Origin of the sequence: Xanthomonas euvesicatoria pv. euvesicatoria (assembly GCF_020880415.1) — a bacterium.
Lineage (GTDB): Bacteria > Pseudomonadota > Gammaproteobacteria > Xanthomonadales > Xanthomonadaceae > Xanthomonas > Xanthomonas euvesicatoria.
This window is the reverse complement of the sequence record NZ_JAJIUJ010000049.1, coordinates 186,255-210,944: the sequence shown is the minus strand read 5'-3', so window position 1 is coordinate 210,944 and position 24,690 is coordinate 186,255. Positions and strand designations below refer to the sequence as shown.

Below are 24,690 nucleotides of genomic sequence, written 5' to 3'. Positions count from 1 at the left end.
ACTGACAAGCGCTACCGCGCACCGCGCGTCCACACCTACGACGCATTAAAGCTCGCAGCCAGCGTCCCCACCACCAATACCCACCCATCCACCAGGATGAACAGCAGGATCTTGAACGGGGCGGAGATCAGCATCGGCGACAGCATCATCATGCCCATCGACATCAGCACGCTGGCGACCACCAGGTCGATGATCACGAACGGAATGAAGATCAGAAAACCGATCTCGAAAGCGGTCTTCAGCTCGCTGGTCACGAACGAGGCCACCAGCACCGTGAACGGTACTGCGTCCGGGCCAGCGTACTTGCCGTCGCCGGCCATGCCGGCGAAGGTCATCAGATCGGTCTCGCGGATCTGGGCCAGCATGAAGGCGCGCAGCGGCTGTGTGGTGAGCGTCCAGGCAGTGGAAAAATCGATCTGGTTATTGAGGTACGGCTGCAGTCCGGCGCCCCACATCTTCTGCCACACCGGCATCATCACCAGCGCGGTCAGGAACATCGCCAGGCCCAGCAGTACCTGGTTGGAAGGGGTCTGGCCGGTGCCCAACGCCTGGCGCAGCAGGCCCAGCACGATGGTGATGCGGGTGAAGGCGGTCAGCACCAGCAGCATCGACGGCAGCAGGGTGATCGCCGTCATCAGCAGCAAGGTCTGCAACGGCAGGCTCACCGGCTGGTCGCCGATGCGGCCCACGCTCACGTTCGGCAGCGACGGCAACTGATTGGAACCGGCCGGTACCGCGGCAGGGGTCGCCGCCGGTGCCGCGGCCTGCGCCATTGCCGGCAGCGCGGCCGGGCTGGCCGCGGCCAGCAGCGGGCAACTCATCACCAGCAGGATCAGCACCAGGCGCACACTGCGCCCCCAACGATTCCAACGGCTCAACATGTCACGGGTCCTTGCGCAGCTTCTGGGCGAGCAGCTGGGCGAAATTGGGAAGTTGCTTGAAAGTGGGCAGGGTGGGTGCGGGCGTGGGCGGCAGCGGTTCGGGCAAGGTGTGCAAGGTGCTGATGCCGCCGGCGGTGACGCCCAGCAACAACTGCTGGCCGTTCACCTCCACCACCACCACACGTTCCTTGGCACCGACTGCCAGGCTGGTCACCACGCGCAGGCCCTCGGTGCTGCGGAATCCGCTGCCGGGCATGCGCTTGAGCAACCAGCCCAGGCCGACGATCAGCGCGAGCACCAACAGCAATGCAAAGACTGCGCCAAACAGGCTGGGCGAGGACGGTGCCTGCGCGCCGACCCCGGTCGCCTTGGCCGCGACCGGCGCGGCAGTGGCCAGCAGGCCGATCACCGCAGCCTCCGGATCCGTTCGCTGGGGCTGACCACGTCGGTCAGGCGGATGCCGAAGCGGTCGTTGATGACGACCACCTCGCCGTGCGCAATCAGGGTGCCGTTGACGTAGACATCGAGCGGTTCGCCGGCGCCGCGTTCCAGTTCCACCACCGAGCCCTGGTTGAGCTGCAGCAGGTTGCGGATCGGGATGCGTGCGCGGCCCACTTCCAGCGACAGGGTCACCGGTACGTCCAGGATCACGTCCAGGTTGAGGTCGGCGGCGTTCTGGTCCTGCTCGGCCTGCAGGCTGTCGAAGGTGGCAGGCGAGGCGTCGAGGATGTCGGAGTTGATCATTTGCTGGGGTCCTGGGAGGGAACGGCGCGTGGGGCTTGCACGCCGGGCGGGCGTACGGCGGTGATCTTGACGGCGTTGTTGCCATTGGAAACGCCGAATTCGCCGGTGAATAACGGGATGTCTTCCACGCACAGCGGCACCTGGGCGGGCAGGTCGATCGGCAGGATGTCGCCGACCTTCAACCCGGTGAGCTGGCGCAGGCTCATGCGCTTGCTGGCCAGCACGCTGGAGAGCGTGACCTCGGCGGTGTCCAGCTGCTCGCGCAGCATCACGTTCCACGAGTCGTCGCGGTCGTTGCGGTCGCTCTGGATGCCGGCATCGAGCAGTTCGCGGATCGGCTCCAGCATCGAATACGGCAGGGTGATGTGGATCTCGCCGCCGCCGCCTTCCAGCTCCACATGGAACCGGCACACCACCACGTACTCGCGCGGGGTGACGATGTTGGCGAAGTGCGGGTTGATCTCGGAGTTGATGTACTCGAAGTCCACGTCCATCACCGGTGCCCAGGCTTCCTTCAGGTCGGCGAAGGTCTGCTTGAGCATCAGCTGGATCACACGCATCTCGGTGGCGGTGAATTCGCGGCCTTCGATGCGGGTGTGGAAGCGGCCGTCGCCACCGAAGAAGTTGTCCACCACGGTGAACACCAGGGTGGGTTCGAACACGATCAGCCCGGTACCACGCAGCGGCTTGAACCGGATCAGGTTGAGGTTGGTCGGCACGTACAGCGAGTGCATGTACTCGTTGAACTTGACCAGGTCGATGCCGCGCACCGACAGGTCGGCCGAGCGCCGGATCAGGTTGAACAGGCCGATCCGCCACAACCGCGCGAAGCGCTCGTTGACCATCTCCAGGGTCGGCATGCGCCCACGGATGATGCGGTCCTGGCTGGACAGATCGTATTGGCGCGCCTCGCCGGGCAGCGGCTCCGGCTCGATGTTGACCGCGCCCGAATCCACGCCATGCAGCAGGGCATCGATCTCGTCTTGGGAAAGCAGATCACTGACGCTCATCGGACAGGCCTTACTGGGTCACGAAACTGGTGAACAGCAATTCTTCGACGCACTTCTTGCCGGTCTCGCTGGTCATGACCTTCTGCGCTTCGGCCAGGGCGGACTTCTGCAGCTTCTGCTTGCCAGCCAGGTCGGCCACTTCGGCGGCCTTGACCTGCGACAGCAGCATCAGCAGGTGCGCGCGAATGGCCGGCGCGTTCTCGGTGATGAGCTTGAGCTCTTCGGGGTCGCGGGTGACCAGCTGCACTTCGACCTGCAGGTACTGCGGGCCATCGCCGGGGTCGGCCAGGTTGACCACGATCGCCGGGTCCATCGGGAAGTACTGCGCCGGCTTGGGCACTTCGGCCACCTTGGGGGCGTCGTGCTTGCCGCCTTTTTCCTCGCCCTTGTGGCCCAGGAAGAACCAGGCGCCGCCGCCAGCGGCTGCCAGCACCACCACGCCGATGGCGATGAGCAGGATGGGCTTCTTGCCGCCCTTCTTCTTCTCGCCCTTGTCGTCTTTGTCGTCGGTCTTCTTGGTTTTTTCGGCCGCTGCCACAGTCTGCTCCAGGGGAATGCTCACCCTGTCAATGCAACTGGCATGCCAAAACCGCGTCGGTTTCCTGGCGCGGGCTGCGTGGAAACCAGAAAACCCCCGCAGGCCTTGCGCCGCGGGGGTGGGAGGGCGTCATCGGCCAGCGGCCGAGCGCGAGGATCAGCGGCGCCGGGGTGTGCCCGGCGCGTCGTTTCAGGCGTAGGCGTCCAGCAATCCACGCTGGCGTAACACCACCGACGGAATTCCGACGGGCGGGGCGTCGTCCAGGGTCAGGCCGTTGCCGCTGTCGTTGCCGCCATTGCGATTGCCCGCCGACTGCTGCTGTTGCTGGCCGACATCGGCCTGGCCAAGCTGGAAGCCATTCTGGCCGAGCATTTCGCGCAGCCGCGGCAGGCTCTGTTCCAGCGCCTGGCGGGTGTCGGCATTGGCGGCGGTGAAGCTGGCATTGACCTTGTCGCCCTCCAGATGCAGGCGCACCTCGACCGGACCCATCTCGTTCGGAGTCACCTTGATGTGGGCATGGCCGATTTTCTGGTCCGCCAGCCAGCTCATGCGCGCGCCGATGGCATCGTCGAAATTGTCGCTGCCCAGGTCCGGGGTGGGCGTGGGCGAGGCGCTGAAGATCGGTGCGGCGTCCTGCAGGCGGGTGAGTGCCGGCGCGGTGGTGGTCGGCAACACGAACGCCGGGGCGTCCGGCGCTGCGGCAGCGGCGCTGTCGTCGGCGGCCGGCTCCAGCGCCTTGGCGGCCATGCTCATCAACGCGGCCGTCTGCGCATCGCCGCTTACGGCGGTGGTCGAGGTCGGCTTGGCGCCTGCAGCAGCGGCCGGCACCAGCGCTCCCAATGCGGGCAGGGCGGCGCCGGCGTTTGCCGTGGCGGCGGCTGCGGTTGCATCGGTGGGCAGTGCGGTGGCGGTCGCCGCAGCGCCGTTGGCGCCGGCCATGCTGGCCGTCAGTGCGGCTGCTGCGGCCGCCAGCACGTCGCCACCCGGCAGCGCCTGCGCCAGCAGGCCCATGCCGAAGCCACCCAGGCCTGCCGGCGGCCAGCTGGCATCGGTCGCGGTGGCCGCTTCTGCGGGCGCGTCTTCGCCGGTCGCGGCGGCCTTGGCCGGTTTGCCGGTCTTGCTGGCAGTGGCGGCTGTGCTCTTGTCGGTGGTTGCCGCGTCCTTGGCGGCACCTGGCTTGGCCTGCTTGGCATCGCCGTCCTGCGCCCGCGGCCGGGCAGTGGCATCGCCGGCCGCATCGTCGTGGGTGTCCTCGTCGCCGCGGTTCTTGTCGGGCTGGTTGGGCTTGGGCGCGGCCTGCTTGGCAGGCACGCGCTCGGGTGCCTGCGGCGGGGCCTGGTTCGGCGTGTAGGCCGGATTGAGCATGCGCGCAAACTGGTCCTGGCCCGCGTCCGGTTCGGACGACGGGTCGCTGTAGCTGGATTTCTTGCCGGTGCCGGCAAGCGCACCAAGGCCGGCGGCGAAGGCGGACAAGGGGTTCATGCGGATTCTCCGTGGGTGTCTTGGCTGCGGGCCAGGCGCGAACGACGCGCGCCGAGGTCGTCCATCTCACGCTGGTCGCGGCGTTCGATCACTTTGTTTTCCTGGGCACGGTAGCTGGCGGCCAATTGCTCCAGCACCTGCTTCTCGCGGCTGGCCAGCAGCAGGCGGGTGCGCTCGGCTTCCACCTTGGCGATGTTGCTTTGCACGGTCTGCGCCTGTTGCAGCACGGCGCTGTCCAGGCGGTCCAGGAAGGCGCGGCGGTTGCTCAGCGCCACCGCGCTGGTGCCGGCCATCTGGCTGTTGGCGTATTCCTCGGCGTAGCGGCGCAATTCTTCCAGGCGCGACTGGTGGGTTTCCAGGACGCGCTGGCGCTCGGCCAGATCGCGGGCGACCTTGTCTTCCTGTTCCTGCGCGCGGCGCAGCAGTGGGTCGATCCGTTTGGACTGCATCATGGATTAGTTCTCGGGTTCGACCAGTTGTTGCAGGGCGGACAGGCTGTCGCTCAGGAGCGAGGCCTTGTGCACGTCCTGGCCGAGGAATTCGACGATTTCCGGCCAGCGCGCCAGCGCTTCGTCGGTGGCCGGGTCGCTGCCACGCTGGTAGGCGCCGATGGCGATCAGGTCGCGGTTGGCGGTGTAGGCCGAGAGCAGCCGCTTGAGCTTGCGGATGCGCAGGCGCCAGGTGTCGTCGGCGATGTCCTGCACCACGCGGCTGACCGAGGATTCCAGGTCGATGGCCGGATACAGGCCGCTGTCGGCCACCCGACGCGAGAGCAGGATGTGGCCGTCCAGGATGGCGCGGGCAGCATCGGCGATCGGGTCCTGCGGGTCGTCGCCTTCGGTCAGCACGGTGTAGAAGGCGGTGATCGAACCGCGCCCCTTGGCGCCGTTGCCGGCACGTTCCACCAGCGCCGGCAATTTGGCGAACACCGACGGCGGGTAACCGCGGGTGGTCGGCGGCTCGCCCACCGACAGGCCGATCTCGCGCTGCGCCTGGGCGAAGCGGGTCAGCGAATCCATCAGCAGCAGCACGTTCAAGCCCTGGTCGCGGAACCATTCGGCGATGGCGGTGGCGCGGTAGGCGCCATGCAGGCGCGCCAACGGCGGGCGGTCGGCCGGTGCGGCCACGACCACGGCGCGGCGCAGGCCTTCTTCGCCCAGGGTGGTTTCGACGAAATCGCGCACTTCGCGGCCACGTTCGCCGATCAGCCCGACCACGATCACGTCGGCCGAGGTGAAGCGGGTCATCATGCCGAGCAGCGTCGATTTACCGACGCCGGAGCCGGCGAACAGGCCCACGCGCTGGCCACGGCCGATCGGCAGCATGGCGTTGATGGCGCGCACGCCGACATCCAGCGAGGTGGTGATGGGCTCGCGCGCCAGCGGGTTGATCGACACGCCGGCCATGCCGATGCTGCCTTCGGCGCGGATCGGGCCCTTGCCGTCCAGCGGGGTGCCGTCGCTGTCGATGACGCGGCCGAGCAGGCCTTCGCCCACTTCCACGCCGCCGCGGCGGCGCGAGGGCACCACCCGGGCATTGGGCAGCAGGCCATGCAGTTCGGCGCTGGGCATCAGGTAGGTGCGTTCGCCGGCGAAGCCGACCACTTCGGCGTCGACCCAGCCGCCATCGACCTCGACCTTGCAGGTCGCGCCCATCGGCGCTTCGCAGCCGGTCGCTTCCAGGGTCAGGCCGACCGCGCGGCGCAGGATGCCTTCGCGGATCAGGGTGCGACCGGCGGTGGGCTCCAGGCCAAGGGTGCCCAGGCGCGTGGCCAGGCGCAGATTGCGTGCATCCAGCCAATCGGCCGGGGTGGCACCGAACAGGGCGCTCACAGGCCCGCTCCGGATTTGCGCATGACCGTCTCCAGCGCAGCCCGCAGGCGCGCGTCCAGGGTGCCGTCGATGCGCACGCTTTCGGCGTGCACACGCAGGTCGCCGCGGCTCAGGCTCATGTCCGGGGCCACGCGGGTGGTGCTGCTGGGCGCCAGATGCGGCAGCAGCGCGGTGATGTCGTCCGGGTGCAGGCGCACTTCGACCTCGCGGCCGGCGCCGCCAACCGCATCGACCGCCTCGCCGACCAGGTCGGCCAGCAGTTGCGGGTCGGCCTGGTAGGCACGGCCGACCAGCTGGCCGGCAATGCGCACGGCCAATTCGCCGAGCGCGCCGACCACTTCGTTTTCCAGCCGCGCCAGCGGGCGGGTGAAGTTGTCCAGAATGCCGTCGATCTGCGCGGTGAGGCGGCGCACTTCCGACTGGCCCTGGGCGAAGCCTTCGGCATGCCCACGCGCGAACCCTTCGTGCTGGGCGGCATCTTCGATGGCCTGGATCTCTTCCAGGGTCGGCGGGCGCAGCACCGGCTCGAGCATGGCCGGTTCTTCGTAGTCCGGTTCCGGCAGGGCCGGGACGAGCTGCAGGTCCGGGGCCAGCCAGCGGGTGACCACCTCGTTCATACCATGGCCTCCGCACCGGCGCCGCCCAGGCTGATGGCGCCTTCGTCAGCCAGGCGGCGGACGATGGTGAGGATTTCCTTCTGCGCCGCTTCCACGTCTGCAAGGCGCACCGGGCCGCGCGCTTCCATGTCCTCGAGCAGGATTTCGGCCGCGCGCTGGGACATGTTGCGGGTGATCTTTTCGCGCACCTTGACGTCGGCGCCGCGCAGGGCCAGCCCCAGGCGCTCGCCGGAGACTTCGCGCAGCAGCGTCTGCAGGCCGCGGTCGTCCAGGTCCACCAGGTTGTCGAACACGAACATCAGGTCCTGGATCTTGCCGGCCAGGTCGGCGTCGATCTTGCCGATCTCGCCCAGCACGCCCTGGTCGGCGCCGGTGTCCAGGAAGTTGAGGATGTTGGCCGCCACCTTGATGCCGCCCACGTTGGACGACTTCAGGTTCTGGTTGCCGGCGAATTGACGCTCCATGATGTCGTTGAGCTCGCTCAGCGCATTCGGCGGAATGCCGTCCAGGGTGGCGATGCGCAGCAGCACGTCGGCGCGGGTGCGCTCGGGCAGCAGCTTCAGCGCCTCGGCGGCCTGGTCGCTGTCCAGGTGCGCCATGACGATGGCGATGATCTGCGGGTGCTCGTTGCGCACCAGGTCGGCGACCGCGCGCGGGTCCATCCACTTCAAGGTGTCCAGGCCGGTGGTGTTGCGGCCCAGCAGGATGCGGTCGATCAGCCCGCCGGCCTTGTCGGCGCCCAGCGCCTGGATCAGCACGTTGCGGATGTAGTCGTCGGCGCCCACGCCCAGCGAGGTCTTGCCGGCCAGTTCGCCGTTGAACTCGTCCATCACCTTCTCGACCTGGTCGCGCGAGATGCCGGTCATGGTGGCCATGGCGATGCCGATCTTCTGCACCTCCTTGGGGTCCATGTGCTTGAGCACTTCGGCCGCGTCGCTCTCACCCAGCGACAGCAACAGCACCGCGGCGCGCTGCACTCCAGTCATCGGTTGTGTATCAGGCTTCACTGGCGACCCATCCCTTCACGACTTGTGCGACACGTTTTGAATCGGCTTTGACGGCCTCGCGCGCCAGGCGCATGCGCTCTTCGTAGGCGTCTGGCAGAGCGATCGGGGTCTTCTTGTCCTGACCGATCTGCGCGGTGTCTTCTTCCAGGCGGGGCATCAGGTCGTCGTCTTCGTCGACCATCCGCACGTCGGCGCTCTGTGGAGTGCCATCCTTGCCAGCCTTGCCTTGCTTGTCCTTGACCGCGGTCACGCCGGTGAGCTGACGCAGGGTGGGGCGCACCACACCGAACAACAGCGCCAGCACCACCACCGCACCGACCAGCAGGCGCAGACCGTTCTGCACGCGCGGGTCTTCCCACCACTTCGGGCCTTCCTCGCCCGCCACCGCTTCGCGCACGAACGGGGCATTCATCACCGACACCGTGTCGCCGCGTGCCGCGTCGAACCCCACTGCCTGCTTGACCAGGCCTTCGATACGGGTGAGCTCGGCAGCGGTGAGCGGCTGTTCGACCATCTTGCCCTTGGCGCCTGGGCGCGGGACGTTGTCCAGCAGCACCGCCACCGAGACGCGCTTGATGCGACCGGCCGGCTGGCGGGTGTGTTGCAAGGTTCGGTCCAATTCGTAGTTACGCGTGGCGCTCTTGGAACTTTCGGTCGGCGTGGCCGGGGCCGCGGCCTGGCCATTGGCGGCCGCCGGGGTGCCCGGCGCGCCGGCCACGGCCGGTGCCGGCGGCTGGCCGGGGCTATTGCTGGTGGCGCCCGGAGGGCCCTGCGGGCCGGTGGCGCTGGTGCTGGTGTCGCTGACCTGCTCGCTGCGCAGCTTGGCCGGCTCGCCGTTGTAGAGCTCGCGGGCTTCTTCGACCACCGAAAAGTCCATATCCACGCTGGTTTCCGGATTGACCCGGCCCGGGCCGGTCATCGGCTCCAGCAGCTCGCGGATGCGCTGGTTGTAGGAGCTTTCCTGGCGGCGCACCTGTTCGAACTGGGCGGCGTGCTGGGCCGCATCGCTATTCGGGTCGGCAATGGAGAGCATGCGGCCGCTCTGGTCGACCACGGTCACGCGTTCGGGGGTCATGTCCGGGATGCTGGACGCCACCAGATTGACGATGGCATCGACCTGGTTGCGCTCCAGGCCCTGGCCGCCGCGCAATTCCAGTACCACCGAGGCGCTGGCTACATCGCGCTGGCGGGTGAAGGCGCTGGGCTTGGGAATGGCCAGGTGCACACGGGCCTCGCGCACCGGGCGCAGGGTGCCGATGGTGCGCGAGAGTTCGGTTTCCAGCGCGTGCTGGTAGCGGGCGTTTTCCACGAACTGGCTGACGCCGAAGCCCGGGTCCTTTTCCATCAGTTCGAAACCGCCGCCGGTTTCCTTGCCGGTCAGGCCGGAGCCGGCCAGCTTGAGGCGGGCGTCGTACAGACGGTCCTGCGGCACCGAAATGGCGCCGGTGGCCTGGTCGATCTTGTAGGGAATCTGCGCGGTGCGCAGCAGGTCGGCCGCTTCGGCATTGCCCTTCTCATCCAGGCCGGTGTACAGCGACTGATAGCCAGGCTTCTGCGACCAGAAGAACACCGCCAGACCGGCCGCGACCGCCAGGGCGATCATCGCCATCATGGTCAGCTTGCGGGTGATCTGCAGGCTGCGGACACGGTCGAACCATTGCCCCGCCTTTTCGGCGTTCTGGTTCATGTTTTCTTTGCTGATCGCGAGTGCCATGTGTCGTCAACCTTTACAGCGGCATGTTCATGACGTCCTGATAAGCCTGGACGAGACGGTTGCGGACTTCCACGGTGGCGCGGAAGGCCACCTGGGACTGCTGGGAGGCGACCATGACCCGTGCCAGATCGGCATTGGGGTCGCCCATTTCGAATGCTTTGGACAGCGCGCCGGCCTTCTGCTGGGCCTCGTTGACGCCGCCGATGGCGCCGCGCAAGGTCTCGCTGAAGCTCGGTGCCTGCGTCGCCGGTGTTCCCTGTGCGCCGGCCAGGCCCTGGATCTGGTTGCCAAGCGCCGCATCGCCCACCGCGCCCATCGGGCCTTGGCCCATCTGCGTCTGGTAGCTGCGGATCTGCGAGAGGATGGAGGTGACGGAATCGCTCATGGGTGCGGTCAGCCAGGGAGGCATCCACACCGATGCAAGCGGCGTGCCGAAATGGCGCCGGGATTCCGGCGCGGGGGCGTTCCAGTCGCGGCCGCGTCGCAGCGATTGGCTTGTTTTCTCCCGCAGCCAGGTGTTCCTTCTCCCGCCTGCGGGAGAAGGTGGCGCGCAGCGCCGGATGAGGGCAACCCGGTGGGTGGTCAGCTGAAGCAGCGCATCCGCGTTAGTCCGGCAACCAGGCGGCCCGCCAGGTGTCCAGATTGCTGCCGCTGAGCATCCAGTCGCGCCGCACCACCTCGCGCAAGGCCGCACCCCTGGCGCGTGCTGCGTCCAGGTCGGCCAAGTGCTCGCGGATGGCGCCGATCCAGTCGCGGTAGCGGTTCTTCACCAACGTCACCGGCAGGCTGCCCTGGTAGCAGCGCACGTCGCTGGCGATGACCGGGTAACCGCAGGCGCCGTACTCCAGGAGCCGCAGATTGCTCTTGCATTCGTTGAACAGGTTCTGCTCCACCGGCGCCAGCGCCAGATCCAGGTCCAGCGCCGCCAGCGCGGCGGGGTACTCATCGATCGGCACACCCGGCTGGAACTGGTGAATATGCTGGCGCAGCGCAAACGGGTACATCCCCATGAACACCCATTCCACTTCGCCGGCCAGCTCCTTCACCACGTCGGCAATCAGCTCCAGGTCGCCGGTATGGCTGGCGCCCCCAGCCCAGCCGATCCGCGGCTTGCCACCCTGGCGTTCGGCCCGCGCAGGCAGATGTTCCCACCAATGCGGCGGCAGGCGGTTTTCGGCCACGCGGATATCGCTGTGCAGCCCAGCAAACGCCTCGGCCAGGGCAGGGGTGGAGACCACGAAGCGGTCCACCATGCCGAGCCCGCGCCGCACCGTCTTCAGAATGTCCTTGGGCATGTGCTCGCGGTGCGCATTCTTCAGCGGCAAATTGGGCAGGTAATCGTCCAGCTCGTACACCTTGAATGCGCGCGACAACGCCTTCATCCGCCGCATCGCCTCCAGCCGCGGCTCGCCGACCTGGCGTTGCAGGATCACCACGTCGGGATCCTGGCGCGCCAGCTCGCTGATCTCCAGATAGCCGTTGAACAACACCCCTTCGGCCATCCCGGCCTCGCGCAAGGCGCGCAGTGGCTGGATCACCCGGTAATGCCCGCAGCCTTCGATATCGGCCGGCAGCGCCATCACGCTCGGCAGCGGACGCCACGACTGCAGCGGCCGCCAGCTGGCGCGCGGGTCGGCCAGCTGGAAGCCGGCGCCCGGGTCCAGCGAAAATCCCGGGTTGTAGGCCGGGTCGTTGGCCATCAGCGGCAGCCAACGCGCATACATCGCTTCTTCGTCGAGTGCAGTGGCGGGCGTCGCGTCGGGCGGGTCGATCAACAGCTGCGCGCGCGCGGCGTAGACATTGAGATAGCCGGCCTGCTGCAGGCGCAGACACAGGTCGACGTCGCTCCATTGCGCCAATGCCGGTTCCTGCGCAAAGCCGCCGGCGTCCAGGAACAGCTGGCGCGGCAGCATCAGGCATTCGCCACTGAGCGCGCTGTAGTTCTGATCCAGTTGCAGGCGCTGCAGATAGCCCGATTCGTCGAACGCCGCACCTGCGAAGGCGCGTGCTGCCGGTGCGCCCAGGCCCAGCAGCAGGCCGGCGTGATGCACGGTGCCGTCGCCGCGCAGCAGCTTGCCGGCCACCGCGCCGACCTCCGGGCGCAGCGCGTGGTTGAGCAGCTGCGCCAACCAATCAGCCTTGATCGCTGCCGTACCGGCCGCCAACCACAGCAACACCTCCCCACGTGCCTGTTCGGCTGCCGCATTGCAGGCTGCCTCGCGCGAGGGGTCGCCTTCGAAGCGCAGCACGCGGATCTGCTGCAGGCCGAGGTTGTCGATGCCCGCCAGCCAGTCGCACAGCGCCGGCTCGGCGCTGTCGCCGCGATCCAGCAACAGCAGCTCGTAGTGCGGGTAGCCGGTGTTGGCGAGCACGCTTTCCAGGCAGCGCTGCACCTGCGCCAGGCGTCCATCCACCAGCACCAGGATGCTGACCAATGGTTGCTGTGCATGACGGTAGTCCACCGCGTGCCTGCCGGGGCCGTTGCTGCTCACCACCGCGTCCACGTACCCGCGCGCGGCAAGATGGCGGCTGATGGCGCGCTGCTCGTCTTCGTCGCCATGCCGCGTGGTGGCCGATGCCACCAGCAAGGGTTCGGCGATGTGCTGGATGCAGGCCAGGCCGTAGCGTTCGACCAGCCCAAGCTGGTAATCCAGTTCGAAGGCGTCGCTCGTTTCGGTTGCAAAGCCGCCATCGGCCACTAGCGTCTGGTGCCGGAACAGCCAATGCCGCGACATCGTCGACGGTGAACTGAGCAACATGTCCAGATACAGCGCCGGCCGCATCGCCAGCCCCAGTTGACCGCCGTCCAGCGCGACCACTTCACCGGCGTAGATGGCCTGACACGTGTCAGGCAGCGCGAGCATCTCCAGCGCCAGCATCAGCAGGCCACTGGCGGTGAACAGGCTGCCGGCCTGGACCAGCAGCACCCAGTCGATGGACTGTTGCGTGGCGATGGTCCGATTGAGCGCGGGCACCAAGCCGTCCGGACCGATCAGCACACCGCGCCCGCCGTGCTCGGCGGCCTGCTGCGGCGAGCTGCTGATCACCCAGGTCTGCTGGTTCCGATAACACGCCACCGCCGCCAGGCTGGCCTGGGTTGCGGCCACCGCTGCCGCATCGCCGTCGCTGTCGACCACCATCACTGCGATCCGCGGGCCGCCCGCATGCGCCTGCAAGCGGGCCTCGATCAACGCGCGCTGCACATCGCTGGGATGGCGCACGCCCAGCCAGGTGGCCGGCGACACGCGCTCGGCCATTCCTGCGCTCTGCATCAAGGCGTTGACCAGATCCACCGACTTGAACACCCGCGCCTTGTGCGGGCTAAGCGGGGCGACACGCACCTGGCGGTTGTCGCCGCCCTCGCGCCGCCAGCCGAGTTGGCGGATGCCCTGGCGCAGGTCGTCGTGGCCTTGATCGCCGATACCGGGCTGATCGCGGCCGGCCTGACTGAACTGCGCGCTGGACACGCGGAACTGCGTGAGCGGGCTGGACAGCAAGGCCAGGTTGCCGCGACGCAGCAGTTTGACGTAGATCGCCAGGTCGCCAACCCAGTGGATGGCCTTGCCGTTCAACATCATCAGCTCGCCACCCAGCGCCATCAGGTCGGCGCGCCGTGCAAGCACGCAACTCGGCTCGCCGATGAAGTTAATGGCGTGGTCGGCCAGGAACGACACCAGCTCGGGCCCGTCGATCAGCATATCCTCGGCAAACGGGAAGCTGGTGGCCAGGATGTCCGGCAACGGCGCACCGTCGTCGTCGATCCGCAGCCGGCGCGAGGACGCCAGCGCGGTGCCGGGGTTGCGCTCCATTGCGCCCACCAGCTGCGCGACGCAGTCCGGCTCCAGCACGTCGTCGTCGTGCAGGAACTTGACGTACTCGCCCTGCGCCAGGCCGATCCCCTTGACCGTGCTGCCGAGTTCGCCGAGGCGGGGGGTATTGCGGTGGTAGCGGATCGGAAATGGGGCGTCAGCCAGCCTCGACGCCAGCACGGCCTCGATGGCGCCATCGGCGTTGTCGTCGCAGATCACCAGCTCCAGCACCGTGTAAGTCTGCGCCAGCACGCTGTCCAGCGCCTGCGCGAAATAGCGTGGCTTGTAGGTCGGCATGACGATGCTGACTAGGGCAGGAGAGCTCACGGGTGGTGGTTCGAGTTGATCATTCAAGAATTATCCGATGCTGGATGCAGTGCCAACGCGAATTGGTCCGATCACGCGGAAGGCAGCGAGCATCGGATTGGCCGAACCGATGCAATATGCATGCCGCTCGAAGCATGACGCGTCGTTATCGGGAGGAATGGCTGCGCTGCTACCGTGCTGCCCATCGGCGACCATTTCCGTCCTGCCTGGCTCCTGAAGTAGGCAACGCGCTTGGTTACGGGCCATTTGGCATTCAAGAGCAGGCAGTGGCGTTTGGCGGCGTGCCACCGGAATTCGGCAGCACTCATCAAGCCCATCGCTTGCGCGGCAGATGGATCGTCCAACGAAGAACGCCACATCAATGCCCCGTGCCTGGCTTGCTCGCCTGAACGGGTGTGGGCGATGAAAATACCCTCGACCGGTGAGTGGTGATGTCCAGACAAGGTTGCAGGATTACGAGTGCTGTGATCCAGGTCTCCTGCATGTCAACGATGGACGCATTGATAGCGCAATGCACTCGAGATCTGGGCCGGTGAACAGTCAAAGGCCGGTGGGCAGTCTATCCAGGACGTCATAGGTTATGTTGATACTGCCGTTTCCGTTCGTTACCAGCCAAACGCCATAGCCGGGAGGTAGGTAGACCTGGTAGGGGAAGTGGTCTGAGGGAGGAGCAACGCCGAGAAATATCACCCTTTTGGTTCCGTCCCCATATCCGGATGGTGCCGAAGTATCTGCGTAGACGGCAAGGCCTATTGCGGACGAAGCGCCGCTCAGACTACATGTGCGAATCACGAGGCCGTACTGGTTGGTGGCAGGAGAGACAATTTGCGTAACAACGTTGGCTGCAACGCCGACATTCGCAAATTGAGTTCCTACCGGAACAATCGTTGTCTTGCCCGAGATTTCCATGGTGGTTTCCTCGCTTCAGAATACTGCTGAGATGCGTCGATAGGATGATATCCGTCGAGATCTAAAGGACGTTTCGATGCACGACGCGCACACCAAACCATGACACTGCCCAGGATAGGATAGGCTGGCAAGTCGAATTTTTCGCCGCGTCAACAGCGTGGCTCATGACGTTAAATGACTGATCGTTAGCATGCTTGCACACGTCGACGTCGGCATAGACCGCCTGGCAGGTTTCCGGCTGCGTTCATGGCTGCGGCAGATATTGCGACTGTGCTGATTCCTTGCGATAAACCACTTCGATCCAATCAGTGCGCAAGCTCTTAGGATTCTTCGACAGCTTGGCGATGTCCCACAACGAAAAGCCGGCCGCCTGCATCAGGTTGACCACCTCGACGAAGCTGTTGGTCTTGCCGTAGAAATCGTAAAGGCCGATCTCGATCACTGCGCAGTCGGTGTGTTGCAGGATCGCAGTCGCGCCTTCCAGCACCTGACGCTCAAACCCCTGCACATCGATCTTGAGAATATTTATCTGTGCGATTCCCAGCGCGGCGCAGGCGTTGTCGAGAGTGGTCTTGCTGACCACAATCTCCTCGTTCGACGCCTGCCGCGCATAGCCAAGCGAGTCGGTGGAATCCGCATTGACCGGCAGCAACCCGCCCAGGTGCGAGATGCTCTGCCGGTAGTAATGACCGACTTCTTCCTTCTCGCCCAACGCAACGCACATGGTGGTCGTGCCGAACTGAGCAGCCACTTTTTCCAGTTCGGCAAAATTCTGCGGGTCCGGTTCGAACGAATACAACTGGCAATCCGGATAGATCGACTTGAAGTGCTGAATCGACTCGCCGCGATGCGCGCCCACGTCCACTATCAATGGGGCGTTGGTCGTCAGTAACTGGTCGAAGAAGCGGCGTGGCGAATACGCCCGGGCATGTTCTTCATTTCTGAGATCGGAAGTGCCACAGATGGGCGAATGCACGCCGGGCGGCGTGTGGGGCATCTTATCCTGCGTCATGGCGCGTTCCGCTCGCCGAGCTGCGTCATGCGTAGTGCTGCTTCCACCCGCACGACATCAGCCGGCGTATCCACCGCGATCGATTGGTTGCTCATCTGCACCATACGCACTTCAAAGCCAAGTTCCAGAAAACGCAGGATCTCGATGTCCTCAATGTCTTCCAACGTGGTCTTGCAAGATACCGACGCAAACGCCTGCAAGGCTTGTTTGGGAAACGCGTACGCACACACCTGCCGCCAGGCACGCCGGAACTCGCCTTGCTTGGTGACCGGGATCGCCGCGCGCGACATGTACAGCAGACGCCCATCCGGGCGAACCACCACCTTGGGCACGCTCGGGTTACGTAACTCGTCGATGTTGGCGACAGGGCAGTAACCGTTGATGACATCATTCGGTGAAGCTGCCGCAGCGTCGATCAGCAGACGCACGTCCTGCGGATTGAATAGCGGATCGTCACCTTGCACATTGATATAGGTGTCCACATCGAGCTGCTGCGCGACCTCGGCAACACGATCGGTGCCGGTCAGGCAGTCGCTGGAGGTCATCAAGGTGCGGATGCCGGCCTGCTCGCAGGTACGTTGAATCACATCGCAATCGGTGGCGACGAGAATGCGCTCGGCTGGCGCCGCTTTGGCGCATTGCTGATAGGTGCGCACGATCATGGGCACGCCGCCCAACTCGATCAGCGGTTTTCCGGGCAGGCGCGAAGAGTCGCGCCGCGCGGGGATGATGATGGCGTAAGTCATGGAAGCCTCCTGGCAACCGATATATTGGCCGTTCGGAGCGGTCAGCCCGCTCGTCCTTGCCAGAAGTCGGTCGAATTGAGCGCCAGCCGGCTGACTGCTTCCGCAGCCTCCAGCGCCGCCTCGGGATCTGTTAACAGGCGGTTCCAGCTGTCCATCGAGAAGGAATAGCTGGTGTCGCGCACCACGTTGAACAAAGGCACAAACTTCAGCGAACTCCAACTCATATGCGGTTCCAGGGCAAGCAGCCGCGACTGCGCAAAGCGATAGCCGTCGGCCAAGGTGTCTGTAGGGAATCCGAGACGGCGTGCATAGTCCCGCCACAACGAAGACTCGAAGGTGTACTGGCTGAGCTCCTGGAAATGTCGTTCCGGTGCGAGTTCAAGTGTCGGCGACAATTCATCGTCCGCATAACTGGCTGGCCGCGGGTCTTCCAGGGTCGACCATAACGCCACCATGTCATCGGTCCTGCCCAACATGGCTTTTTCCGAAAAGTGGAACGGCATGTGCTGCCAGGAAGCCGCCAACGACACAGCAATCTTTCCCTGGTTGCGTTTGGCGCGAAAGTACGTATCGATGACCTTGTGGACCGAGCCGGTAAGCACGTTATCGCGGCGGCAGCGCACGGCGACCGGTATTCCATGCTCGGCCAGGTGCTCGGCCCCCAACCGCGCCGACCTGAGTACGGCGTTGCGGTAATGCAGGCCAAGGTTCTCCGGCTGCGGCACCAGGATCAGTTTGTCCAGCCAGGGACGGCAGCGATCAAGGAGCTCCTCGGACTGATGGTCCCATGTCACCATGCACTGATAGACATCAGGAAAATGCAGCCGATTCCAGGCCAGCACCAGTGGTGTGAAGTCGGACGCAAGACCCTGGACGAAAATTCCCGCCTCCGGCGAGATCAGCCGACGCGAGATGCGCAGGTCCGGCAACAGGCCGGCAAGCTTCTGCAGCTCCTGCAGCGTCACGATGCTGCTCTGGTCGTAATCGACTGCGCGCACCGTGCGGAAGTGGCCATGCGCCGCTGCGATCTGATTCATCACCTCCGGGTAGTGATTAGAGAAGATGACAATCAGCACATCGTCGGTGGATTCGTCATTCAGCGCAGAGGGCGGCCTGACCTGGATTCCATGGACCGTCGCGCCCTGATTTTCCTGCCGCGGACAGATGGTGTACGCCAGGTTCAACCGTTCGGCGATGGCCGGATAGAAATCGCGGAAGAACTGTCCGGCTCCCCAACCGACAAGCTTAGTACACGCCGGATCCAGTCCAGGGTACTTGATGGTGGCTCGCTCGATCGAACCGATTGCTAACGCCATTTGGCTTGGTTCCTATTCAAGGCTGCATGTGGTATCCGCTGTGGGTATATGACAATTCCGTATGACGACCTTCGTATAAAAGTGCAGCTGCTCTCGACATTCAATTCCGTCTTGCAGCCATTACGCATGAGGAAAGAGGCTGCTTTGTTTATTGGGAAAGGTCAGATTGCTTGAGGCGGATGACCTAATAGAAGTAAAGGCAGGTATCCCATCGGTCCTCGGTGTGGTGGCGCAGGCCGATACGATAATCGTCGCGGATGTTTTCAATTGCGTCGACCAGATCAAGCAAGTCCGAGGAGCGGTGATACGCGGAAATCGCTAACGTTGGACGTCCCGTTGCGATGTGCGCACTGGCACCGCGCAAGGCCCCCAGCTCCGCTCCTTCAATGTCCATTTTTATGAGTGTCGGTGTGCGATCGAGCAGGTCGTCCAGGCGGCGTACCGACACGTTGTGGCAGTGTGCCTGCCCAGACGGCACCGGCACCAGTTGGCCGCCAGGTCCGCCTTCATGCAGGAACGGCAGTTCGCCATCTGCTTCTCCCAAAGCGCACGCAATTAACTCAATTTTGCAATTATCGCCGGACAGAGAAGAACGGGTCTGGATGAATTCACGGAGTGTGCTGCCATTGATCTGGTCGGGCTCGATCATCCATATTTTTTCAAATCGTTCATCCACGCTATCCAGGAAGGCGCGGCTTGATTCGGCGATCGACGCACCGCAGTCGGCAAAGCATTCCTTCAAACCAGGCACGAACAGACCTGATCGAAAATACAGACTCGAATATGGCTTGGCTGCGTGGAGGAGCCATTCCGGATTGCAGCTCAAATGCGCCAGCAGCACGCTGAACAGCGTGAAGCGAGAGTATGGATCGCCGAGGCGCGTAGCCAGGGCATCGAAGCGCGGCAAGTTGCGGACGATGTAACTGCCCCAGTCGTCTACCCGGTGATCGCTGCATGCCGTAATGCCTAGCCAACGGATGGCCTGCTCGTAGTTGAGTAGAGGAATGCTGTTTGCAAACGTGAGGTGTTTGAAGTAACGACGCGAGTAGTCGAAGCGACACGTGTTAACACAGACAATCTGGCGGGTGCGTGCCCAATGGATCAGAGTCGCGGACGTAATGAAAGGGATGCCGTGGAAGGTCTGGCCGCTATCGACCTTGTAGTCGTCCACGACGCCGACGATGTCGACGCGTGATGCTGCCTCTCGTACGAATACGCTCCCGAACAGCTTGCTGCCGAGCAGGACCACCTGCACCCTCTTTCCTTTCTCTTCCAACACCCGACGCGCCTCTTTCGGCACGCAAAAGTTCGGCTCGCGCGCATACGAGTCCGCGCAGGCAACAAGGCATTCACGCAGGATGCGGTCGTCCCCGTCGGGATTGATGCTCATCCGTTGGTACTCATCCAGCGTCATTACATGTTCTCGGGAAAGGCAAAGTTTGTTGGGCTGTTTGAATGATTAGGTCAATCACAAAATGCGTGCTCCCTGGGGCATCAGCGCATCGTAGAAGGAACGGTCCGGGAGGGTGATGGGCAATACGCCGGGCAGCAGCCACTCGCAATGACGGCCGATTTTCGTGCCAGCGCCTGCGATGCTGCCGCTGCCCAGTGTACTGCCTTGCCCGATGTCCACAGCTCGCCCAATCGAGACGCCTGCATGTAGAGTTGTGCAGGCACCCAGGCGGACATCGGACTCGATCACGACCTGGCGATCGAGCCAACAACCGACGCCGATGCGCGTGCCAGGAGCAACGTTGCACCCGGGTCCGATGTAGACATTGCCTGCCAAACGCACATCGTCATCGACTATGGCCGTTGGCGAAATCAGGTTCGCCAATCGATAGCCGGCAAGCCGCAGCTGCGCGACCAGCTTGTGGCGTGCGTAGTTCACCGCCCGTGCGTCCAGCGCGACAAAAACTTCGCTGTCTGCCGTCGGGAAGCGCGCGAAGATGTCGTCCAGCTCGAAGTTGTGACGGTCGGCCGATTTCAGTTCGATCACGGTGTGCACCAATCCGCATGCGTTTGCCGCGCGTACCGCCTGCGTTAGCGCATCGTCCTGACCCAGCAGGATGAGTGAGGTCAATGCGTTTCCTCCAGCACCGCGCCGCGGTACCAACGATGCTGGCGCACCAGTTGAATCTCGTAATCGCCGTGCGTGATGTGGTCGGAGTGCGGTCCGAAACCGGCCTGCATGCGTTCCAACAAGACAGTATCCTCCGCGATGACGGTACGCTCGCCGCGGATCAGATCGCTCAACAGGGCCGTGAAGTCGGTGCGCTCGTGCTTGCGCTGCGCTGTCATTACCCACAGGTGGTAGTCGGTTTCCGATGACGAAACCGGATCGTATTGCTGAAGCAGGAAATAGTCGCCGCGCACACTGCAGAAGTTGACGTTAGGGTAGACGAACCAGTTGTAGTAGGCCTCATCCTCGCCGTAGCGGTCGCATAGCGAACGAAACCAGCTACTTTGCGCTGTGATATGCGCCTTGACCGGGAAGCTGAGCTCGCTCAATGCGGGAACGGCCTTGGACTGTAGTAGTTGTTTCACCGGCGAAGCAGCGTCGGACCCAGACTCCTGGGTGCGTGCCGCCTTGTCCGTACTCGTCATCAACGGGCCGAAGGTCTTGGGGTGAACGAAAGGGACGTGGTTATAGTCCTTGACGTTTTCCATGTTCAACTTCCAGTTGTAGCGCACCCGATGGCAGCTGTAGATGATCTGCGAGTCCAGATGCGAGGACGCCAGGCGCAGCTGCTCCAGGTACTCGGGTGAAAACTGTTCGGTCAGCGGCAAGGGTTGTTCGGAGAGATTGACGAACAACAGCTGGCCGACCTGCTCTAGGTGCAGTTTGCGCAGACAGATGGCGTCCTTCTCTTCGGCGGTGAATTGGTACAGACCTGGGTTGGGCAGGCCACGCAACTCGCCCTCCGGTCCGAACGACCATGCGTGATACGGGCACACCAACGGCCGCTTGCCATGGCTGTCGATCTGGATCGCCGATTGACGATGCGGGCACTGATTGATAAAGGCGCGAATTCCGGCATCGGTGCGCTGCACCAGCACTGGCACACCAGCAACCTGGCGCGCGAAGAACTGATTACGTTTGGCCACTAATGATGAAAAACCGACAAATGTCCACAATCGGCTGAACAGCCGCGCCTGCTCCAGCTCGAAGGTATGCGGGCTGGTGTAGTGTTTGACGTCAAGTGCGTGGCGTCTCATGTCCTACCTCCTGAAGTGCATATTTGCGCGCTACCTACTGAAGATGACGCGCGCAGGATTGCCAGCCACGGTGCTGTTGGAGGGAACATCTTTTACCACCACGCTGCCGGCGCCGATGATGGCGCCGTCGCCGATTGTGATGCCGGGAATGATGGTGGCATGCGGATGAATTGTCACCTCGTTGCCGATGACCACGCCGCCACCAATGAAGACGAAGCTGCCGATCTGTACGTAGTCGCCTATGCTGACTTCGTGCGCGATGATCGAGGTAGAGAGCACAGTGACGAACTCACCGAGCCGGCTGCCCGAGCCGATGGACACGCGCGAATCGAAAACGCCGCCGCGCCCGATGTAACCGGCAGATGCCTCGCGCGAAGGAGGTGGGTGGAACACGATGAAGTCCGCGCCCTTTTCGATCAGCGCCTGAGCGTAGCGGCGTCGCTCCACCGGGTTGCCGATCGCGCAGATGAAAATATCGCCTTCGACGGGTTGATAGGTGACAGGGTCGCCGACGATCGGCCACCGCGATGTACCCTGCAGATGCGCGCGGTCGTCCAGAAAACCCTTGATGTCCCATTCGACGCCGAAAGCCGGATCCTCATGGTATGCCAGCGATGCGATATCTCTTCCGTAGCCACCTGCGCCAACGATCAGCAGGTGATAAGGCGGTGCGGGAGTAGCGGATGTCATGCGAATTCCACGCCTCCGTCCATGCTGAAGGCTTGTCCGGTGACCTTGCTGCTGGCATCGGAGAGGAAGTACAGGCATGCCAATGCAACGTCTTCCGGCTGCCCGATGCCCAGCGGATAGCGCTTGCGACTTTCCTCGAACCAGGCCTTGTCCTCGTTGATCAATGAGGTCTCGACCAGGCCGGGGCACAACGCGTTGGCGCGGATTTTCCGACGTGCTAGCTCCAGCGCCAACGGTCGCAAAGTACCGAGCAATGCGGCCTTCGAGCCTGCATACGGACCAACGCCGACAGTACCGGTCAACGCGGCGATGGACGACAGGAAAATCACCGAGCCACCGGAGCGTAGTGATTGCCGCGCCAACAGGTGGCGGGTCAGCATCACCGGCGCCAGATAGTTGATGTCCATGACCTCGCGCAGGAATTTTTCGCTTACCAGCTTCATCGGCGACAGCCCGCGAATGCCGGCGCTGTGCACCACACCGTCGACGGGCCCGCAATCGGCAGCGAGTTGTTGCACGACAGCCGCATCGCTCAGGTCGCCAGCAAACAGGCGATGGCCATCGCCGTGCAGCGATGCCAGCGTGGTTTGCAGACGTTCCGCATCGCGCCCGGTGACGATCAGGCGTGCCCCTGCGGCGGCGCATGCACGTGCGACCGCTTCACCGATGCCTTTGGATGCGCCGGTCACCAATACGGTCTTGCCGTGCAGGCCATATAGGTCGCGCAGCAGCGCGGAAACAGGATCTTCTGCTGCCATGGTAGTGTCAATGCTCATAGGCGGATGGGCAGGGAAATCCCGCCATCGATGGTCAAGGCGCTGCGGGTAATCCAGCGGCTGGCCCCCGACAGCAGATACACCGCGCCTTTGGCGATGTCGTCCGGGTCGATGCGCCCCAGCGGCGTCAGTCCGATCTTGTCGTCCAGGTCTGCTGCGGCGCCCAATTTCTTCAGCATGGGCGTGTCCACGTAGCCTGGCGCGATGCAGTTGGCGCGGATGCCGTGTTTGGCCTGTTCGAGCGCCAGCGTGCGGACCGCAGCTTCCAGCGCTGCCTTGGATGCTGCGTAGCCGGCGGCGGCCTGAGGCGCCGCGCGTGCGGACAATGCCGAGATATAGACCAGCGATGCGCCTTCGCTCAGGCGGCGCTTGACCAGCAACCGCTGCGTCAGCGCGATCGGTGCCAGATAGTTCACCGACAGCATTTGTTGCAGATGCTTTTCTGCGGCCATGCGGAACGGCACCAGCGCCGCGATGCCTGCGCAGGAAACCAGCCCGTGATACCGTTCTGCAGCGTTGATCAGACGTGTACGGGTGTCTTCTTCGGTCAGATCGCCGGCCACCACCGCATGCCCATTGCCCTGCAACGCGACCGCAACCGCATCCAGTCGCGCAATATCGCGGCCGGTGAGCACCACCCTCGCGCCCAGACGCGCGCACAACGTGGCGACTGCAGCGCCAATGCCCGACGACGCGCCGGTCACTAGAACGGTCTTGTTTTGCAGCCCGAACGCATCAGTGGTTGCTGCAGGTGTGGCCGTCATGACTCGATCAAATCAGGAAACACCGCGCCCTCGATATCCACCAGGCAGGTGCCCCACGACAGCCCGATGCCGAAGCCGCATAGCAGCACGCGCTTGCGGCCCGATTCCAGTTCCTTATTAATGCGCGCGGTCATGGTCACCGGCAGCGAGGCGCCGCTGGTGTTGCCGAAGTCGCGCAGTGTCGAAGGCACCTTTTCCACCGGCAGGCCGAGCTTTTTGCGAATTGTCTCGTTGATCATGCGGTTGGCCTGGTGAAACACGAAGTAATCGATGTCTTCCTTGGCCACGCCGGTGTACTCAAGCAGTTTCTGCACGGCAGGTGGAATGCGCTGGGTAGAGAAGCTCAGCACTGCCACGCCGTCCAGGATCAGGTCCACGCCACGCTTCCAGGCACCATCCGCCTCGTCGCGATACGGCACCAAGTGCTGGATGCCGACCGGTTCGCGGTGACCACCCACCGGCAGGATGATGGCCTTGTAGCCACTGCCATCGCTGTTGAGGTCGAAATACATCGGCGGCGCGTCGGCGCTGAACTCCAGCGCCGTGGCGGTGCCGGAGTCGGAGAAGATCGGGTCTTCAAGGTTGGCGCTGCGGTCGCCGACCAGCAGCAGGCCCTTCTTGACGCCACCGGCGGCGATCATCGAGCCGAGCAGGTTGATGCCAAACGGGTAGGCCGAGCAGCCCAGGTTGACGTCGAAGGCGACCGTGGCATGCGACAGCCCCAGCCTGTCCTGCAGGATGATGGCGGTGGCCGGAATCGGGTAATCCGGCGACTGGGTCACCACGATCAATGCATCGATCTCCTCGCGCTTCCACTGCAGCTTTTCCAGCAGCACCTCGGTCGCATCGAAGGCCAGGTCGGAAAAACACTGCCATTCCGACGCCATCCGCCGGGTCTCGATGCCGATGTTGCGCACCAGACGCTCGCGTTCGGAGCGAATCTGCGGACGGCAATCGGTGAGATTAGACACTACACGCTTTGGCACGCATGTCGCCATGCCGGCAAAGCGGACGTTATGCAGCGTGGAGGTCGGCATGGTGCTTACGCCTCGGTCAGTTTGTAAAGATCGCCGACGGTGATGGCAACGGCGAGATCTTCGCCGGTGATGGTCTTGCCGTATTCCATGTCGAACATCACGATCACGCCCAGCGCCGCCAGCGAATCCCATTCCGGGAGCTCGAGCAGCACGGTGTCCATCGTCACTTCCACCGGCTCCTGGAAGTCGGTGGCGGAGAGGAAGTTCTCGATAAATGTTGCCTGGGTCATGCGAGCTCGCCTGGTTGCCTGTTGTAGAGA

General features: G+C 64.2%; 25 protein-coding genes. All 25 read right to left on the bottom strand.

Features of this window, described 5'->3' with window-relative positions; all coding sequences use genetic code 11:
* Positions 1–35: 35 nt before the first annotated feature.
* Positions 36–881 (bottom strand): flagellar type III secretion system pore protein FliP, encoded by an 846-nt coding sequence (gene fliP / locus LN450_RS09360; protein WP_057680414.1) that lies wholly within the window; start codon positions 879–881, stop codon positions 36–38.
* 1 nt (position 882) lies between these two features.
* Positions 883–1,290: a flagellar biosynthetic protein FliO gene (gene fliO, locus LN450_RS09355; RefSeq protein WP_011347264.1), complete on the bottom strand. Its 408-nt coding sequence runs from the start codon at positions 1,288–1,290 to the stop codon at positions 883–885.
* A complete protein-coding gene (gene fliN / locus LN450_RS09350; RefSeq protein ID WP_007969679.1) occupies positions 1,287–1,625 on the bottom strand; it encodes a flagellar motor switch protein FliN in 339 nt (112 codons plus the stop codon). The genes fliO and fliN overlap by 4 nt, the downstream gene beginning before the upstream one ends.
* Positions 1,622–2,635, bottom strand: a complete 1,014-nt coding sequence (gene fliM, locus LN450_RS09345; RefSeq protein WP_011347265.1) for a flagellar motor switch protein FliM — start codon at positions 2,633–2,635, stop codon at positions 1,622–1,624. The genes fliN and fliM overlap by 4 nt, the downstream gene beginning before the upstream one ends.
* Positions 2,636–2,645: 10 nt before the next feature.
* Complete coding sequence (locus tag LN450_RS09340; RefSeq protein WP_011347266.1) at positions 2,646–3,197, bottom strand: flagellar basal body-associated FliL family protein; 552 nt, start codon at positions 3,195–3,197, stop codon at positions 2,646–2,648.
* Positions 3,198–3,362: 165 nt separating this feature from the next.
* A complete protein-coding gene (locus tag LN450_RS09335) occupies positions 3,363–4,655 on the bottom strand; it encodes a flagellar hook-length control protein FliK (protein WP_011347267.1) in 1,293 nt (430 codons plus the stop codon).
* Positions 4,652–5,107: a flagellar export protein FliJ gene (fliJ, locus tag LN450_RS09330; RefSeq protein ID WP_005918178.1), complete on the bottom strand. Its 456-nt coding sequence runs from the start codon at positions 5,105–5,107 to the stop codon at positions 4,652–4,654. The genes LN450_RS09335 and fliJ overlap by 4 nt, the downstream gene beginning before the upstream one ends.
* Positions 5,108–5,110: 3 nt before the next feature.
* Entirely contained in the window at positions 5,111–6,487 is a 1,377-nt protein-coding gene (locus LN450_RS09325) for a FliI/YscN family ATPase (RefSeq protein WP_005918170.1), read from the bottom strand.
* Positions 6,484–7,104, bottom strand: a complete 621-nt coding sequence (locus tag LN450_RS09320; RefSeq protein WP_011347268.1) for a FliH/SctL family protein — start codon at positions 7,102–7,104, stop codon at positions 6,484–6,486. The genes LN450_RS09325 and LN450_RS09320 overlap by 4 nt, the downstream gene beginning before the upstream one ends.
* Entirely contained in the window at positions 7,101–8,090 is a 990-nt protein-coding gene (gene fliG / locus LN450_RS09315) for a flagellar motor switch protein FliG (RefSeq protein WP_005918162.1), read from the bottom strand. The genes LN450_RS09320 and fliG overlap by 4 nt, the downstream gene beginning before the upstream one ends.
* A gap of 10 nt (positions 8,091–8,100) precedes the next feature.
* Positions 8,101–9,825, bottom strand: coding sequence for a flagellar basal-body MS-ring/collar protein FliF (gene fliF, locus LN450_RS09310; RefSeq protein ID WP_011347269.1), 1,725 nt, complete (start codon positions 9,823–9,825; stop codon positions 8,101–8,103).
* A 13-nt stretch (positions 9,826–9,838) separates the two neighbouring features.
* On the bottom strand, positions 9,839–10,210 hold the full coding sequence (gene fliE / locus LN450_RS09305) for a flagellar hook-basal body complex protein FliE (protein ID WP_011347270.1): 372 nt from the start codon (positions 10,208–10,210) through the stop codon (positions 9,839–9,841).
* A 220-nt stretch (positions 10,211–10,430) separates the two neighbouring features.
* Positions 10,431–13,931: a glycosyltransferase gene (locus LN450_RS09300; protein ID WP_011347271.1), complete on the bottom strand. Its 3,501-nt coding sequence runs from the start codon at positions 13,929–13,931 to the stop codon at positions 10,431–10,433.
* A gap of 570 nt (positions 13,932–14,501) precedes the next feature.
* Positions 14,502–14,870, bottom strand: a complete 369-nt coding sequence (locus LN450_RS09295; RefSeq protein WP_129111546.1) for a hypothetical protein — start codon at positions 14,868–14,870, stop codon at positions 14,502–14,504.
* A 244-nt stretch (positions 14,871–15,114) separates the two neighbouring features.
* Positions 15,115–15,882 (bottom strand): FkbM family methyltransferase, encoded by a 768-nt coding sequence (locus LN450_RS09290; protein ID WP_228729387.1) that lies wholly within the window; start codon positions 15,880–15,882, stop codon positions 15,115–15,117.
* Positions 15,879–16,628 (bottom strand): 3-deoxy-manno-octulosonate cytidylyltransferase, encoded by a 750-nt coding sequence (locus LN450_RS09285; RefSeq protein ID WP_011347274.1) that lies wholly within the window; start codon positions 16,626–16,628, stop codon positions 15,879–15,881. The genes LN450_RS09290 and LN450_RS09285 overlap by 4 nt, the downstream gene beginning before the upstream one ends.
* Positions 16,629–16,669: 41 nt before the next feature.
* Entirely contained in the window at positions 16,670–17,944 is a 1,275-nt protein-coding gene (locus tag LN450_RS09280; RefSeq protein WP_011347275.1) for a hypothetical protein, read from the bottom strand.
* A 184-nt stretch (positions 17,945–18,128) separates the two neighbouring features.
* Positions 18,129–19,358 carry an FkbM family methyltransferase gene (locus LN450_RS09275; protein WP_011347276.1) on the bottom strand — a complete coding sequence of 410 codons (1,230 nt, stop codon included), beginning with the start codon at positions 19,356–19,358 and terminating at the stop codon, positions 18,129–18,131.
* A gap of 54 nt (positions 19,359–19,412) precedes the next feature.
* Positions 19,413–20,027 (bottom strand): LbetaH domain-containing protein, encoded by a 615-nt coding sequence (locus LN450_RS09270; RefSeq protein ID WP_011347277.1) that lies wholly within the window; start codon positions 20,025–20,027, stop codon positions 19,413–19,415.
* Positions 20,024–21,163, bottom strand: coding sequence for an aromatic ring-hydroxylating oxygenase subunit alpha (locus tag LN450_RS09265; protein ID WP_011347278.1), 1,140 nt, complete (start codon positions 21,161–21,163; stop codon positions 20,024–20,026). Before LN450_RS09265 ends, LN450_RS09270 begins: the two co-directional genes overlap by 4 nt.
* Before the next feature lie 30 nt (positions 21,164–21,193).
* Positions 21,194–21,853 carry an acetyltransferase gene (locus tag LN450_RS09260; protein WP_011347279.1) on the bottom strand — a complete coding sequence of 220 codons (660 nt, stop codon included), beginning with the start codon at positions 21,851–21,853 and terminating at the stop codon, positions 21,194–21,196.
* The gene (locus LN450_RS09255; RefSeq protein WP_087944902.1) at positions 21,850–22,629 is read right to left on the bottom strand and encodes an SDR family NAD(P)-dependent oxidoreductase; all 780 of its coding nucleotides are present in this window, start codon (positions 22,627–22,629) and stop codon (positions 21,850–21,852) included. Before LN450_RS09255 ends, LN450_RS09260 begins: the two co-directional genes overlap by 4 nt.
* Positions 22,626–23,393: an SDR family NAD(P)-dependent oxidoreductase gene (locus LN450_RS09250; protein ID WP_041855049.1), complete on the bottom strand. Its 768-nt coding sequence runs from the start codon at positions 23,391–23,393 to the stop codon at positions 22,626–22,628. The genes LN450_RS09255 and LN450_RS09250 overlap by 4 nt, the downstream gene beginning before the upstream one ends.
* Positions 23,390–24,430 (bottom strand): ketoacyl-ACP synthase III, encoded by a 1,041-nt coding sequence (locus tag LN450_RS09245; protein ID WP_011347282.1) that lies wholly within the window; start codon positions 24,428–24,430, stop codon positions 23,390–23,392. The genes LN450_RS09250 and LN450_RS09245 overlap by 4 nt, the downstream gene beginning before the upstream one ends.
* 5 nt (positions 24,431–24,435) lie before the next feature.
* On the bottom strand, positions 24,436–24,660 hold the full coding sequence (locus tag LN450_RS09240) for an acyl carrier protein (RefSeq protein WP_011347283.1): 225 nt from the start codon (positions 24,658–24,660) through the stop codon (positions 24,436–24,438).
* Between the last annotated feature and the right edge of the window lie 30 nt (positions 24,661–24,690).

Excerpts from the sequence above, each read along its gene's own strand:
- fliP (WP_057680414.1), bottom strand. The coding sequence starts at position 881 with ATGTTGAGCCGTTGGAATCGTTGGGGGCGCAGTGTGCGCCTGGTGCTG.
- fliN (WP_007969679.1), bottom strand. The coding sequence starts at position 1,625 with ATGATCAACTCCGACATCCTCGACGCCTCGCCTGCCACCTTCGACAGC.
- fliM (WP_011347265.1), bottom strand. The coding sequence starts at position 2,635 with ATGAGCGTCAGTGATCTGCTTTCCCAAGACGAGATCGATGCCCTGCTG.
- LN450_RS09335 (WP_011347267.1), bottom strand. The coding sequence starts at position 4,655 with ATGAACCCCTTGTCCGCCTTCGCCGCCGGCCTTGGTGCGCTTGCCGGC.
- fliJ (WP_005918178.1), bottom strand. The coding sequence starts at position 5,107 with ATGATGCAGTCCAAACGGATCGACCCACTGCTGCGCCGCGCGCAGGAA.
- LN450_RS09320 (WP_011347268.1), bottom strand. The coding sequence starts at position 7,104 with ATGAACGAGGTGGTCACCCGCTGGCTGGCCCCGGACCTGCAGCTCGTC.
- fliG (WP_005918162.1), bottom strand. The coding sequence starts at position 8,090 with ATGACTGGAGTGCAGCGCGCCGCGGTGCTGTTGCTGTCGCTGGGTGAG.
- fliF (WP_011347269.1), bottom strand. The coding sequence starts at position 9,825 with ATGGCACTCGCGATCAGCAAAGAAAACATGAACCAGAACGCCGAAAAG.
- fliE (WP_011347270.1), bottom strand. The coding sequence starts at position 10,210 with ATGAGCGATTCCGTCACCTCCATCCTCTCGCAGATCCGCAGCTACCAG.
- LN450_RS09300 (WP_011347271.1), bottom strand. The coding sequence starts at position 13,931 with ATGCCGACCTACAAGCCACGCTATTTCGCGCAGGCGCTGGACAGCGTG.
- LN450_RS09295 (WP_129111546.1), bottom strand. The coding sequence starts at position 14,870 with ATGGAAATCTCGGGCAAGACAACGATTGTTCCGGTAGGAACTCAATTT.
- LN450_RS09290 (WP_228729387.1), bottom strand. The coding sequence starts at position 15,882 with ATGACGCAGGATAAGATGCCCCACACGCCGCCCGGCGTGCATTCGCCC.
- LN450_RS09285 (WP_011347274.1), bottom strand. The coding sequence starts at position 16,628 with ATGACTTACGCCATCATCATCCCCGCGCGGCGCGACTCTTCGCGCCTG.
- LN450_RS09280 (WP_011347275.1), bottom strand. The coding sequence starts at position 17,944 with ATGGCGTTAGCAATCGGTTCGATCGAGCGAGCCACCATCAAGTACCCT.
- LN450_RS09275 (WP_011347276.1), bottom strand. The coding sequence starts at position 19,358 with ATGACGCTGGATGAGTACCAACGGATGAGCATCAATCCCGACGGGGAC.
- LN450_RS09265 (WP_011347278.1), bottom strand. The coding sequence starts at position 21,163 with ATGAGACGCCACGCACTTGACGTCAAACACTACACCAGCCCGCATACC.
- LN450_RS09260 (WP_011347279.1), bottom strand. The coding sequence starts at position 21,853 with ATGACATCCGCTACTCCCGCACCGCCTTATCACCTGCTGATCGTTGGC.
- LN450_RS09255 (WP_087944902.1), bottom strand. The coding sequence starts at position 22,629 with ATGAGCATTGACACTACCATGGCAGCAGAAGATCCTGTTTCCGCGCTG.
- LN450_RS09250 (WP_041855049.1), bottom strand. The coding sequence starts at position 23,393 with ATGACGGCCACACCTGCAGCAACCACTGATGCGTTCGGGCTGCAAAAC.
- LN450_RS09245 (WP_011347282.1), bottom strand. The coding sequence starts at position 24,430 with ATGCCGACCTCCACGCTGCATAACGTCCGCTTTGCCGGCATGGCGACA.
- LN450_RS09240 (WP_011347283.1), bottom strand. The coding sequence starts at position 24,660 with ATGACCCAGGCAACATTTATCGAGAACTTCCTCTCCGCCACCGACTTC.